This is a genomic window from Vibrio sp. 2304, assembly GCF_033339475.1.
GTDB classification, from domain to species: domain Bacteria; phylum Pseudomonadota; class Gammaproteobacteria; order Enterobacterales; family Vibrionaceae; genus Vibrio; species Vibrio alginolyticus.
The window spans coordinates 30,851-44,241 of sequence record NZ_JAWOUQ010000016.1; the positions used below are offsets into that span (position 1 = coordinate 30,851).

The window sequence follows — 13,391 nt, forward strand, 5'->3', positions numbered from 1 at the left end:
TTTTTGGCTGATTACAATTCAGCTAATTAATTGTGATGGCTCCCTAGGTATCTTCCCTATAGCCCAGCTCAAAAGGCAAAATTATGACTACAGATACGATTGTCGCTCAAGCGACCGCGCCTGGTCGTGGCGGTGTCGGTATTATTCGAGTTTCTGGCCCTAAAGCCAACCAAGTGGCGTTAGAAGTCACTGGCAAAACACTAAAGCCCCGCTACGCAGAGTACCTGCCGTTTAAGTCAGAAGATGGCACTGTGCTTGATCAGGGCATCGCACTGTACTTCCCTAACCCACACTCATTTACAGGTGAAGACGTACTTGAGCTGCAAGGCCATGGCGGCCCTGTCGTGATGGATATGCTGATAAAACGCATTCTAGGTATAGATGGTATTCGAGCTGCTCGCCCTGGTGAGTTCTCTGAACGCGCATTTCTGAACGATAAACTCGACTTAGCTCAAGCCGAAGCGATTGCAGACCTCATTGATGCCAGTTCTGAAGAAGCAGCAAAATCGGCGCTGCAATCCTTACAGGGCGCATTTTCAGGCCGCATTAATACCTTAGTTGAGTCGCTGATTCATTTGCGTATCTATGTTGAAGCAGCCATCGACTTCCCTGAAGAAGAGATCGACTTTTTGGCCGACGGTAAAGTGGCTGGTGACCTACAAGCCATCATCGACAACCTAGATGCGGTGCGCAAAGAAGCTAACCAAGGCGCTATTATGCGTGAAGGGATGAAAGTCGTGATTGCGGGTCGTCCAAATGCGGGCAAATCAAGCCTGCTGAACGCGCTATCGGGTAAAGAGTCTGCAATCGTAACCGACATCGCAGGAACTACGCGTGATGTACTGCGTGAGCATATCCATATTGATGGCATGCCTCTGCACATCATCGATACTGCAGGTTTGCGTGATGCTTCCGATGAAGTAGAGAAAATCGGTATCGAACGCGCGTGGGATGAAATAGCCCAAGCAGACCGCGTGTTGTTCATGGTGGATGGCACGACAACCGATGCCACCGATCCGAAAGATATCTGGCCAGATTTTGTGGATCGCCTACCAGACAACATTGGCATAACTGTGATCCGTAATAAAGCGGATCAAACGGGTGAAGATATGGGGATCTGCCACGTCAATAACCCTACTCTTATCCGTTTGTCAGCGAAGACTGGTGCAGGGGTTGAAGCTCTGCGCGATCATCTCAAGGAGTGTATGGGCTTCTCTGGCAACAGTGAAGGTGGGTTTATGGCTCGTCGTCGTCATCTCGATGCATTAGAACGTGCCGCACAGCACCTTCAAATAGGCCAGGAGCAGCTTGAAGGCTATATGGCAGGTGAAATATTGGCTGAAGAGCTACGCATCACCCAACAACATCTCAATGAGATTACCGGTGAGTTCAGTTCTGACGACTTACTGGGACGAATCTTCTCTTCATTCTGTATCGGGAAGTAAATAATCGAACGCGCGGTGCTGAGCTTAACTCACACCGCGTTTCTTTTTGTACGGCAAGCCATCCATGAGCTTTAGCCGTCGCATTCAATAAGGAAGAAGTATGATCCACATTATTACAGGCAGCACGTTAGGTGGCGCAGAATACGTAGGGGATCACCTGAGTGATCTACTCAACGAGAATGGATTTGAAACAACGATCCACAACCAGCCTTCCCTCTGTGATATCGAAAATCAAGGTACGTGGTTGGTGATCACCTCTACACATGGAGCTGGTGAGTATCCTGATAATATCCAACCTTTTATCGCAGCATTACAAAATACACCGCCAAAAATGACTGATGTAAAATTTGCGGTGATTGCGATTGGTGACTCTAGCTACGATACGTTCTGTGCCGCTGGTCAACACGCTTATGATTTATTAGAGGATATTGGTGCAACCCCTCTCGCAGATTGCTTTAAAATCGATGTACTGAGCCATGATGTGCCAGAAGACGCCGCAGAGATGTGGTTAAAAGAGAATATCGAACGTTTTTAAACTCACGACTTTCCCTTCAACAGAGTCGAAATTCGGCTCTGTTTTCTCCCATGTGAATAACTCCCACCAAATTATTTTGTTTAACCGCTCAAAAACCAACCAAACAGACTGTGGATAACTACAATAAGATCCAGTGATTTTCCTTTAGTTATCCCAATAACAACTTTGATCAATTTTACCCCCTGTGTATAACTACCACTTTTGATCCCAGGTAATCCTCGATCTGATCCAATCATGATCACAAGATATGATCCAAAGAAGATCCATGATCTTGTTGATCATTTTTAGGTTATCCACAGAAACGGTCGATCCTAATAGTAGATCTAATAAAAGATCATATATATAGATCTTATATATATTTATCTTGAAGCTTAAAACGGATAAAACGAGAAAACGTTTTTCTCTCTGGCATAAAGCAGGTAAAATACGGCTCCTTTATCTGTCCATTAAATCCCTTTGAATACCTGAGGTCAGTTCATGCTTTATCACGAAAACTTTGACGTCATTGTTGTCGGTGGCGGACACGCAGGAACGGAAGCCGCGCTCGCATCTGCACGCACAGGACAAAAAACGCTTCTCCTTACCCATAACATCGATACATTAGGCCAGATGTCTTGTAATCCGGCGATCGGTGGTATTGGTAAAGGTCACTTAGTAAAAGAAGTAGATGCTATGGGCGGTTTGATGGCTGAAGCCATCGACCATGCAGGTATTCAGTTTCGTACACTAAATGCCTCCAAAGGTCCTGCAGTACGAGCAACTCGAGCTCAAGCCGATCGCGCTCTGTACAAAGCGTACGTTCGTAATGCATTAGAAAATGCGCCTAACTTAACGTTGTTCCAGCAATCAGTTGATGATCTGATTGTTGAACAAGATCGCGCAGTTGGTGTGGTAACTCAAATGGGACTTCGCTTCCATGCGAAAGCCGTTGTGCTAACCGTGGGTACCTTCCTTGGTGGTAAGATCCACATAGGTATGGAAAGCTCGTCTGGTGGTCGTGCCGGGGATCCACCATCGATCGCATTAGCGGATCGACTGCGTGAACTGCCGTTCCGCGTGGATCGTTTAAAAACAGGTACTCCACCGCGCATTGATGCTCGTACTGTTGATTTTTCAGTGCTAGAAGCTCAGCACGGTGATAACCCAACGCCTGTATTCTCGTTCATGGGCAAACGTGAACAGCATCCGCGTCAGATTCCATGTTTCATCACCCACACCAATGAACAAACTCACGATGTGATCCGCAGTAACTTGGATCGCAGTCCAATGTACGCAGGTGTGATTGAAGGTATTGGTCCTCGTTACTGTCCGTCTATTGAAGACAAAGTGATGCGTTTCGCTGACAAAAACAGCCACCAAATCTTCATTGAGCCAGAAGGCCTAACCACGCACGAGTTATACCCTAATGGTATCTCGACCAGCTTGCCATTTGATGTGCAAGTACAAATCGTGCGCTCAATGAAAGGGTTTGAAAATGCACACATCGTTCGCCCAGGTTATGCGATTGAATATGATTTCTTCGATCCACGTGATTTGAAGCAAACGTACGAGACGAAGTTCATCCATGGTTTGTTCTTTGCTGGCCAGATTAATGGCACGACTGGCTACGAAGAAGCCGCAGCGCAAGGCTTGATGGCCGGTCTAAATGCAAGCTTGTTTAGCCAAGACAAAGAAGGCTGGAGCCCACGTCGTGACCAAGCTTACATGGGCGTGTTGATTGATGACTTATCGACCATGGGTACCAAAGAGCCGTACCGCATGTTCACTTCTCGTGCGGAATACCGCCTGCTACTTCGTGAAGATAACGCCGATTTACGTTTAACGGAAAAAGCGCGCGAGCTAGGCTTGATTGATGATGTTCGTTGGGCTCGCTTTAACGAGAAAATCAACAATATGGAAACGGAGCGTCAGCGTTTGAAAGCAACGTGGATGAATCCGAAGTCAGAGGGTGTTGATGAGCTGAACAAGCTGCTGAAAACCCCAATGGCCCGTGAAGCGAGTGGTGAGGATCTTCTGCGTCGTCCTGAGATCACTTATTCGCAACTGACGCAACTTGAAGCGTTTGCTCCTGCACTTGAAGATCAGCAAGCGGCTGAGCAAGTTGAAATTCAAGTGAAATATGATGGTTACATCAAGCGTCAGCAGGAAGAGATCGAAAAATCACTGCGTCACGAAAATACCAAGTTACCTGCTGATTTGGATTACCGCGATGTAAAAGGTTTATCAAACGAAGTCGTTGCTAAACTGAGCGAGGCCAAACCAGAGAGCATCGGTATTGCATCACGCATTTCTGGTATTACGCCTGCTGCAATTTCTATTCTACTTGTTCACTTGAAAAAGCATGGTTTGCTGAAGAAAGGTGAGGAAGAATAATGAGTGCATTGCGAACAAAGCTGGATTCACTGATCGCGAAAACCGATTTGGAAGTGTCAGAACAGCAACGAGAGCAGTTAGTTGGTTATGTCGAACTGCTCGACAAATGGAACAAAGCGTACAATTTAACATCGGTACGTGATCCGCTTGATATGTTAGTGAAACATATTCTTGATAGTATCGTTGTAAGCGCACACCTGCCCGGTGAGCGCTTCATTGATGTTGGTACTGGTCCGGGGTTACCGGGCATCCCTTTGGCAATCATGAACCCTGAGAAAACCTTCTTTTTGCTCGACAGTCTTGGCAAACGCATCCGTTTTATCAAGCAAGTCGTGCACACATTAGGGCTGAAAAACGTGACACCAATTCAAAGTCGCGTCGAAGAATTCCAACCTGAAGAAAAATTTGATGGCGTTTTGAGTCGAGCTTTTGCTTCAATGACAGACATGGTGGAATGGTGCCACCATTTGCCGAAACAAGAGCTCGGGGTGTTTCTAGCGCTGAAAGGACAGCACCCTAAAGATGAAATGGATCAGCTTCCTGAATGGTGCAGTGTGACAGAGATCATATCTTTGGCTGTTCCTGAGTTGGAAGGTGATCGTCATCTAGTAATCTTATCGCGCAAGGAAAATTAGCGAGGTAATCGTGGGTAAAATTGTAGCAATCGCCAACCAGAAAGGTGGGGTCGGCAAAACAACAACGTGCATTAACTTAGCGGCTTCGATGGCGGCAACAAAGCGCAAGGTTTTGGTGATCGATCTCGACCCGCAAGGCAATGCTACGATGGCCAGTGGCGTGGATAAGTATATGGTCGACGCCACCGCATACGATCTTTTGGTTGAAGATACACCGTTCGATCAAGTCGTTTGTACCCAAACAACAGGGAAGTATGATTTGATCGCGGCGAACGGAGACGTGACCGCGGCAGAAATCAAATTGATGGAAGTTTTCGCTCGTGAAGTGCGTCTAAAAAATGCATTGTCGTCAGTTCGCGATAACTATGATTTCATCTTTATTGATTGTCCTCCTTCTCTAAACCTTCTTACAATCAATGCGATGGCGGCAGCTGACTCTGTGCTGGTGCCGATGCAATGTGAATACTTTGCGTTAGAAGGTTTAACTGCTCTTATGGATACAATCAGCAAGTTAGCGGCTGTTGTGAATGAAAACCTAAAAATCGAAGGTTTATTGCGTACCATGTACGACCCACGCAACCGCTTATCGAATGAAGTATCCGATCAACTTAAAAAACACTTTGGGAATAAAGTTTACCGTACTGTCATTCCGCGTAATGTTCGTTTGGCTGAAGCGCCAAGTCACGGTAAGCCAGCAATGTACTACGATAAGTACTCCGCAGGTGCCAAAGCGTATCTTGCTCTAGCGGGCGAAATGCTCCGCCGCGAAGAAATCCCAGTTTAACTCTAACCTAAGGAATTCAATCCCATGTCTAAGCGTGGTCTCGGAAAAGGACTGGATGCGTTATTGTCGACCAGTTCGTTTGCTCGTGAAAAACAGCATATTGCATCGCATAGCCAAGAATTATCGGCAGACGGTGAGTTAACCGATTTAGCGATTGGTCAATTGCAGCCGGGCGTATACCAACCGCGTAAAGATATGGCGCCTGAAGCGCTAGAAGAACTAGCGGCTTCGATTCAATCACAAGGCATTATTCAACCAATCGTGGTTCGCCAGGTCGAAAATGGTCAGTTTGAGATCATCGCAGGTGAGCGCCGCTGGCGTGCTGCAAGGCAGGCGGGTTTAAAACGCGTGCCGTGTTTGGTGAAAAAAGTTGAAGATCGTGCCGCCATCGCCATGGCGTTGATTGAAAACATTCAACGTGAAGACTTGAATGTGATTGAGGAAGCCCAAGCGCTTGAACGTCTACAAGATGAATTCACGCTGACACATCAGCAAGTGGCCGATGTGATTGGTAAATCAAGAACGACGGTCAGTAACCTATTACGTCTGAATCAGTTGGAAGTTGATGTAAAAGGTCTGGTTGCAGATAAAAAATTGGAAATGGGTCATGCTCGAGCTCTGTTAGCGTTAGAAGGCGAACAGCAAGTCGAAGTAGCTCAACAAGTGGCTAAGAAGCAAATGACTGTTCGCCAAACCGAACAGTTAGTAAAAAAGTGCTTAGCCCCACAAAATGAGCAAAAAGGGCAACAAGAGGATACCGAAGCCGAGCAAATGTCGCATAAATTGAGTCAGCTGCTTGATGCAAAAGTTTCTCTTACCCGTTCTGCAAACGGAAAAGCGAAATTGACGATAAGTCTTGATGAGCCTCACAAATTGGACCAACTAATTGCCAAGCTTGAGGCCTAGATGAGATAATTGATTTAGGTCAATTAATCTAATTAATCGAATTTTGTGCGAAAGTTGTCGTTTTGTAAACAAAACTGTAAGTTTTTGATGCAATCGAATTGCTTTACGTTGAACTGAACGTATAATTTTCGCCAATTTCCCAGCACAGAGAGTTAAGTGCGAAGTGGATATTACTAGAGGTACGAATACATGGTAGCTGCGTTAGCTAGACCAGGACGAGAGCTCGCAAGGCAATTGTTAATGATCCAGTCTGGCGCGGTTATTTTTGTGGCAGCAGGAATGGCGGTAGCCATAAATCCTGACTGGGGATTTTCAGCGCTGATTGGCGGAGGCATTTTTGTTGTTGCCAATGCAGTATTCGCGCTGTGTGCTTTCATGTTTAGTGGAGCTCGCGCTGCCAAGCGCATCGCTGCTTCCTTCTATACGGGTGAAGTACTGAAAATTCTCATCACGGTTGCACTGTTCTATGTTGCCTACATGTATATGCAGGTGGAACTTGTTCCCCTCAAACTAACCTATTTGCTGGTACTAGGTATTAATATCTGTGCACCAGTGCTATTCATTAACAACAAAAAATAGGATGAGTTATGGCTGCGCCAGGTGAAGCGCTAACATCGTCCGGTTACATTGCCCACCACCTTTCTAACCTATCGCTATACAAGTTGGGTTTAGTAGGGTCGGAGACAAGTTTCTGGAACGTACATATCGATAGCCTGTTTTTTTCTTGGTTTACTGGTTTAATTTTCCTCGGAATTTTTTACAAAGTAGCAAAGAGAACAACAGCGGGTGTACCGGGTAAGCTTCAGTGTGCTGTAGAAATGATCGTTGAATTTGTCGCCGATAACGTCAAAGACACGTTCCATGGACGCAACCCACTGATCGCGCCTTTAGCACTGACTATCTTTTGTTGGGTATTTTTGATGAACGTGATGGACTTAGTTCCTATCGACTTCTTACCATACCCAGCAGAGCATTGGCTAGGTATTCCTTACCTTAAGGTTGTACCGTCTGCTGATGTGAATATCACCATGGCTATGGCTCTAGGCGTTTTTGCATTGATGATTTACTACAGCATCAAAGTAAAAGGTCTAGGTGGATTCGCAAAAGAACTTGCACTACATCCATTCAATCACCCACTGATGATTCCGTTTAACCTACTAATTGAAGTGGTATCGCTATTAGCGAAACCTCTATCACTTGGTATGCGTCTATTCGGTAACATGTTCGCGGGTGAGGTTGTATTCATTCTTTGTGCGGCAATGCTACCATGGTACTTACAATGGATGGGTTCACTACCGTGGGCAATCTTCCATATCTTGGTTATTACGATTCAAGCCTTCGTATTCATGATGTTGACAATTGTTTACCTGTCAATGGCACACGAAGATCCTGATCATTAATTTTTTTAAAGCTTTTTATTTGGGCACTAAGCCAACAACTATAAATTGGAGATAGTAATGGAAACTTTACTGAGCTTTTCTGCAATCGCCGTAGGTATTATCGTCGGTCTTGCTTCTCTTGGTACAGCGATTGGTTTCGCACTGCTAGGTGGTAAATTCCTAGAAGGTGCTGCACGTCAACCAGAAATGGCTCCTATGCTACAAGTTAAGATGTTCATCATCGCGGGTCTACTTGATGCGGTTCCAATGATCGGTATCGTAATCGCGCTACTATTCACTTTCGCAAACCCATTCGTTGGTCAACTAGGTTAATCACCTTTAACTCGGGACGGGCGATTATCGCTTGTCACTGATTAACACTAAGTCCAAATAGAGGGGTAGCTGTTGTGAACATAAACGCAACTCTGCTAGGTCAAGCAATCTCGTTCGCACTATTTGTGTGGTTCTGCATGAAGTATGTATGGCCACCATTGATGCAAGCGATCGAAGAGCGTCAGAAGAAAATTGCTGATGGTCTTCAAGCAGCAGAACGTGCTGCGAAAGACTTGGATCTAGCACAAGCCAACGCTTCTGATCAATTGAAAGAAGCGAAGCGCACAGCAACTGAGATCATCGAACAAGCGAACAAACGTAAGTCTCAAATTCTTGATGAAGCTCGCGAGGAAGCTCAGGCAGAACGCCAGAAAATCCTAGCGCAAGCAGAAGCAGAACTTGAAGCTGAACGCAATCGTGCACGCGATGAGCTGCGCAAACAAGTTGCTACTCTGGCTGTAGCTGGTGCTGAGAAAATCCTTGAGCGTTCTATCGATAAAGATGCGCAAAAAGATATTCTCGACAACATTACTGCAAAACTTTAAGTCTGGGGGCGCATATGTCTGATTTGACTACTATCGCACGCCCCTATGCTAAAGCAGCCTTCGACTTTGCTTTAGAGAAAGACCAGTTGGACCAATGGGGCCAAATGTTATCTTTTGCTGCTGAAGTGGCCAAAAACGAACAAATGAACGAACTACTAACGGGTTCGGTTTCTGCTGACAAAATGGCAGAAATTTTTGTTGCAGTTTGCGGCGAACAAGTTGATGCGCACGGTCAAAACCTTTTGAAGGTAATGGCTGAGAATGGTCGTTTAGCGGCCCTTCCTGATGTTTGCACGGAGTTTTTTACTCTGAAAAAAGAACATGAGAAAGAAATTGATGTTGAAGTAATTTCAGCAACAGAGCTTTCTGATGAACAACTTGCAAACATTGGCAGCAAACTTGAAAAGCGTCTTGAACGCAAAGTGAAGCTGAATTGCAGTGTAGATGAGACCCTACTTGGTGGGGTTATTATTCGAGCCGGAGACCTAGTCATCGATGACTCAGCGCGTGGTCGTTTGAACCGCCTGAGCGATGCATTGCAGTCTTAATGGGGATTGGAGCATGCAACTTAATTCCACGGAAATTAGCGATCTGATCAAACAACGTATCGAATCTTTCGAAGTTGTTAGTGAAGCTCGCAACGAGGGTACTATCGTATCGGTAAGCGATGGTATCATCCGCATCCACGGCCTAGCGGACGTGATGCAAGGTGAAATGATTGAATTACCGGGTGGCCGTTATGCACTGGCACTTAACCTTGAGCGTGACTCGGTTGGTGCGGTTGTAATGGGCCCATATGCTGACCTTAAGGAAGGCATGAAAGTTACAGGTACTGGCCGCATTCTTGAAGTGCCAGTTGGTCCAGAACTACTAGGCCGCGTAGTAAATACGCTGGGTGAGCCTATCGATGGTAAAGGTCCAATCGAAGCGAAAATGACTTCGCCTGTAGAAGTGATCGCACCAGGTGTAATCGACCGTAAATCGGTAGACCAACCTGTGCAAACTGGTTATAAGTCAGTTGACTCAATGATCCCAATCGGTCGTGGTCAGCGTGAGCTTATCATCGGTGACCGTCAGATTGGTAAAACAGCACTGGCGATCGACGCGATCATCAACCAGAAAGACTCTGGTATTTTCTCTATCTACGTAGCAATCGGTCAGAAAGCATCGACTATCGCTAACGTTGTTCGCAAACTAGAAGAGCACGGCGCACTACAAAATACTATCGTTGTAGTTGCATCAGCTTCTGAATCTGCAGCGCTTCAATACCTAGCGCCTTACGCAGGTTGTGCGATGGGTGAATACTTCCGCGATCGCGGTGAAGACGCACTGATTGTTTACGATGATCTATCTAAGCAAGCGGTAGCTTACCGTCAGATCTCTCTACTACTTAAACGTCCACCAGGCCGTGAGGCATTCCCAGGTGACGTATTCTACTTACACTCGCGTCTACTAGAGCGTGCAGCTCGTGTAAACGAAGAGTACGTAGAGCGTTTCACTAACGGTGAAGTGAAAGGTAAGACTGGTTCTTTGACTGCTCTTCCTATCATCGAAACTCAAGCAGGTGACGTTTCAGCATTCGTACCGACTAACGTAATCTCGATTACCGATGGTCAGATCTTCCTACAAACTGAGCTATTCAACGCTGGTGTTCGTCCTGCTGTTGACCCTGGTATCTCAGTATCTCGTGTAGGTGGTTCAGCTCAGACGAAAATCATCAAGAAACTATCAGGTGGTATCCGTACAGCACTAGCTGCATACCGTGAACTAGCGGCATTTGCTCAGTTCTCTTCTGACCTTGATGACGCAACGAAGAAACAGCTAGACCATGGTCAAAAAGTTACAGAACTAATGAAGCAGAAGCAGTACGCTCCAATGTCTGTATTTGACCAAGCCCTAACTATCTTCGCGGCAGAGCGCGGTTACCTTGATGATGTAGAACTTAACAAAGTTCTAGATTTCGAGGCGGCTCTACTATCGTACGCTCGCGGTCAATACGCTGAACTAGCAGCTGAGATCGACAAGTCTGGCGCTTACAACGATGAAATCGAAGCTCAGTTGAAGAAACTGACTGACGACTTCAAAGCAACCCAAACTTGGTAATTAGGTCGGTGGCAGTTTCTGCCACCAACTAACGGAGAGTAACGATGGCCGGCGCAAAAGAGATACGTAATAAAATCGGTAGTGTTAAAAGCACTCAGAAAATTACGAAAGCGATGGAAATGGTAGCAGCTTCAAAAATGCGTCGTTCTCAAGATGCAATGGAAGCTTCTCGTCCATACGCTGAAACAATGCGTAAAGTGATCGGTCATGTGGCTAACGCAAACCTAGAGTACCGTCATCCGTACCTAGAAGAGCGTGAAGCTAAACGTGTTGGTTACATCATCGTTTCGACAGACCGTGGTCTGTGTGGTGGTTTGAACATTAACGTGTTCAAAAAAGCCGTTACAGACATGCAAGCATGGAGAGAGAAAGGTGCTGAGATTGAGCTAGCCGTTGTTGGCTCAAAAGCAACAGCTTTCTTTAAACATGGTGGCGCAAAAGTTGCGGCACAGGTTTCTGGTCTTGGAGATAATCCAAGCCTACAAGACCTAATCGGCTCTGTTGGCGTAATGCTGAAGAAATACGATGAAGGTGAACTGGACCGTCTATATGTAGTATTCAACAAGTTTGTAAATACTATGGTTCAGCAACCAACGATCGATCAATTGCTACCTTTGCCTAAATCGGACAGCGAAGAGATGCAGCGTGAGCATTCATGGGACTACATCTATGAGCCTGAACCAAAACCTCTACTGGATACGCTATTAGTGCGTTACGTAGAGTCTCAGGTATACCAAGGTGTGGTTGAGAACCTTGCTTGTGAGCAAGCGGCTCGAATGATTGCGATGAAGGCTGCAACGGATAACGCAACCAGTTTGATTGACGATTTGGAACTTGTGTACAACAAAGCCCGTCAGGCTGCGATTACACAAGAACTATCAGAAATCGTTGGTGGTGCAGCTGCGGTTTAAGCTTAGGTAAAACGAAATAGTTTAGAGGATTAACGATGGCTACAGGTAAGATCGTACAGATCATCGGTGCGGTAGTCGACGTAGAGTTCCCACAGAGCAATGTACCTAGTGTATATGACGCTCTAAACGTAACGGACTCAAAAGAGCGTCTAGTTCTTGAAGTTCAACAACAGCTAGGCGGTGGCGTAGTTCGTTGTATCGTAATGGGTAGCTCTGATGGTTTACGTCGTGGAGTAGAAGTGGTTAACACTGGCGCTCCAATTTCAGTACCAGTAGGTACTAAAACTCTAGGTCGTATCATGAACGTCCTAGGTGACGCGATTGACGAGCGTGGTGAAGTGGGTGCGGAAGAGGTTTACTCTATCCACCGTAGTGCACCAAGCTACGAAGAGCAATCAAACGAAATTGCACTTCTAGAAACGGGCGTTAAAGTAATCGACCTAATTTGTCCATTCGCTAAGGGTGGTAAAATCGGTCTATTCGGTGGTGCTGGTGTAGGTAAGACCGTTAACATGATGGAACTTATCAACAACATCGCACTACAGCACTCAGGTCTATCAGTATTTGCTGGTGTTGGTGAGCGTACTCGTGAAGGTAACGATTTCTACTACGAGATGCAGGAAGCGGGCGTTGTAAACGTTGAGAAGCCTGAAGAATCAAAAGTAGCGATGGTTTACGGTCAGATGAACGAGCCACCAGGTAACCGTCTACGTGTTGCACTGACTGGTCTAACAATGGCAGAGCGTTTCCGTGACGAAGGTCGTGACGTACTACTGTTCATTGATAACATCTACCGTTACACACTTGCAGGTACAGAGGTATCAGCACTACTAGGTCGTATGCCTTCTGCGGTAGGTTACCAGCCAACTCTTGCAGAAGAGATGGGTGTACTTCAGGAGCGTATCACGTCAACGAAATCAGGTTCTATCACGTCTGTACAGGCGGTATACGTACCAGCGGATGACTTGACTGACCCGTCTCCAGCAACAACGTTCGCGCACTTGGATGCAACGGTTGTACTTAACCGTAACATCGCTGCAATGGGTCTATACCCTGCGATCGACCCGCTAGATTCAACATCTCGTATGCTTGATCCACTAGTCGTTGGTCAAGATCACTACGAAGTTGCTCGTGGTGTTCAGCAGACTCTTCAGCGCTACAAAGAGCTGAAAGATATCATTGCTATCCTAGGTATGGACGAGCTATCTGAAGAAGATAAGCAAGTTGTATCTCGTGCACGTAAGATTGAGCGTTTCCTAACTCAGCCTTACCACGTAGCAGAAGTATTTACAGGTGACCCTGGTATTTACGTACCTCTAAAAGAGACTCTACGTGGCTTTAAAGGTCTACTAGCTGGTGAATACGACGACATTCCTGAGCAGGCATTTATGTACTGCGGTAGCATCGACGATGCTATTGAGAATGCGAAGAAGCTATAAGGC

General features: G+C 46.1%; 14 protein-coding genes. All 14 read left to right on the forward strand.

Features of this window, described 5'->3' with window-relative positions; genetic code table 11:
• The first annotated feature begins 83 nt into the window (after positions 1-83).
• The 14 genes from mnmE to atpD all read left to right on the forward strand — a co-directional run bounded on the left by mnmE (position 84) and on the right by atpD (position 13,388).
• On the forward strand, positions 84-1,445 hold the full coding sequence (mnmE, locus tag R7P64_RS21525) for a tRNA uridine-5-carboxymethylaminomethyl(34) synthesis GTPase MnmE (RefSeq protein ID WP_005383836.1): 1,362 nt from the start codon (positions 84-86) through the stop codon (positions 1,443-1,445).
• A 100-nt stretch (positions 1,446-1,545) separates the two neighbouring features.
• Entirely contained in the window at positions 1,546-1,980 is a 435-nt protein-coding gene (gene mioC / locus R7P64_RS21530) for an FMN-binding protein MioC (RefSeq protein WP_154204938.1), read from the forward strand.
• A gap of 477 nt (positions 1,981-2,457) precedes the next feature.
• Positions 2,458-4,353 carry a tRNA uridine-5-carboxymethylaminomethyl(34) synthesis enzyme MnmG gene (mnmG, locus tag R7P64_RS21535; protein ID WP_005378901.1) on the forward strand — a complete coding sequence of 632 codons (1,896 nt, stop codon included), beginning with the start codon at positions 2,458-2,460 and terminating at the stop codon, positions 4,351-4,353.
• Positions 4,353-4,988 (forward strand): 16S rRNA (guanine(527)-N(7))-methyltransferase RsmG, encoded by a 636-nt coding sequence (rsmG, locus tag R7P64_RS21540; RefSeq protein ID WP_262634477.1) that lies wholly within the window; start codon positions 4,353-4,355, stop codon positions 4,986-4,988. Before mnmG ends, rsmG begins: the two co-directional genes overlap by 1 nt.
• A gap of 10 nt (positions 4,989-4,998) precedes the next feature.
• Complete coding sequence (locus R7P64_RS21545) at positions 4,999-5,772, forward strand: ParA family protein (protein ID WP_005383838.1); 774 nt, start codon at positions 4,999-5,001, stop codon at positions 5,770-5,772.
• A gap of 24 nt (positions 5,773-5,796) precedes the next feature.
• Entirely contained in the window at positions 5,797-6,678 is an 882-nt protein-coding gene (locus tag R7P64_RS21550; RefSeq protein WP_005383840.1) for a ParB/RepB/Spo0J family partition protein, read from the forward strand.
• Positions 6,679-6,867: 189 nt separating this feature from the next.
• A complete protein-coding gene (locus R7P64_RS21555; protein ID WP_005378921.1) occupies positions 6,868-7,257 on the forward strand; it encodes a F0F1 ATP synthase subunit I in 390 nt (129 codons plus the stop codon).
• Positions 7,258-7,265: 8 nt separating this feature from the next.
• Positions 7,266-8,078 carry a F0F1 ATP synthase subunit A gene (gene atpB, locus R7P64_RS21560; protein ID WP_005378922.1) on the forward strand — a complete coding sequence of 271 codons (813 nt, stop codon included), beginning with the start codon at positions 7,266-7,268 and terminating at the stop codon, positions 8,076-8,078.
• Between the two features lie 57 nt (positions 8,079-8,135).
• Positions 8,136-8,390 carry a F0F1 ATP synthase subunit C gene (gene atpE, locus R7P64_RS21565; protein WP_002540812.1) on the forward strand — a complete coding sequence of 85 codons (255 nt, stop codon included), beginning with the start codon at positions 8,136-8,138 and terminating at the stop codon, positions 8,388-8,390.
• Positions 8,391-8,464: 74 nt separating this feature from the next.
• The gene (gene atpF / locus R7P64_RS21570) at positions 8,465-8,935 is read left to right on the forward strand and encodes a F0F1 ATP synthase subunit B (protein WP_005378929.1); all 471 of its coding nucleotides are present in this window, start codon (positions 8,465-8,467) and stop codon (positions 8,933-8,935) included.
• Positions 8,936-8,949: 14 nt separating this feature from the next.
• Complete coding sequence (gene atpH / locus R7P64_RS21575) at positions 8,950-9,483, forward strand: F0F1 ATP synthase subunit delta (protein WP_017635596.1); 534 nt, start codon at positions 8,950-8,952, stop codon at positions 9,481-9,483.
• Between the two features lie 13 nt (positions 9,484-9,496).
• Complete coding sequence (gene atpA / locus R7P64_RS21580) at positions 9,497-11,038, forward strand: F0F1 ATP synthase subunit alpha (RefSeq protein WP_005378931.1); 1,542 nt, start codon at positions 9,497-9,499, stop codon at positions 11,036-11,038.
• A gap of 44 nt (positions 11,039-11,082) precedes the next feature.
• Entirely contained in the window at positions 11,083-11,949 is an 867-nt protein-coding gene (gene atpG / locus R7P64_RS21585) for a F0F1 ATP synthase subunit gamma (RefSeq protein ID WP_005378932.1), read from the forward strand.
• A gap of 35 nt (positions 11,950-11,984) precedes the next feature.
• A complete protein-coding gene (atpD, locus tag R7P64_RS21590; RefSeq protein WP_005383849.1) occupies positions 11,985-13,388 on the forward strand; it encodes a F0F1 ATP synthase subunit beta in 1,404 nt (467 codons plus the stop codon).
• The last annotated feature ends 3 nt before the right edge of the window (positions 13,389-13,391 follow it).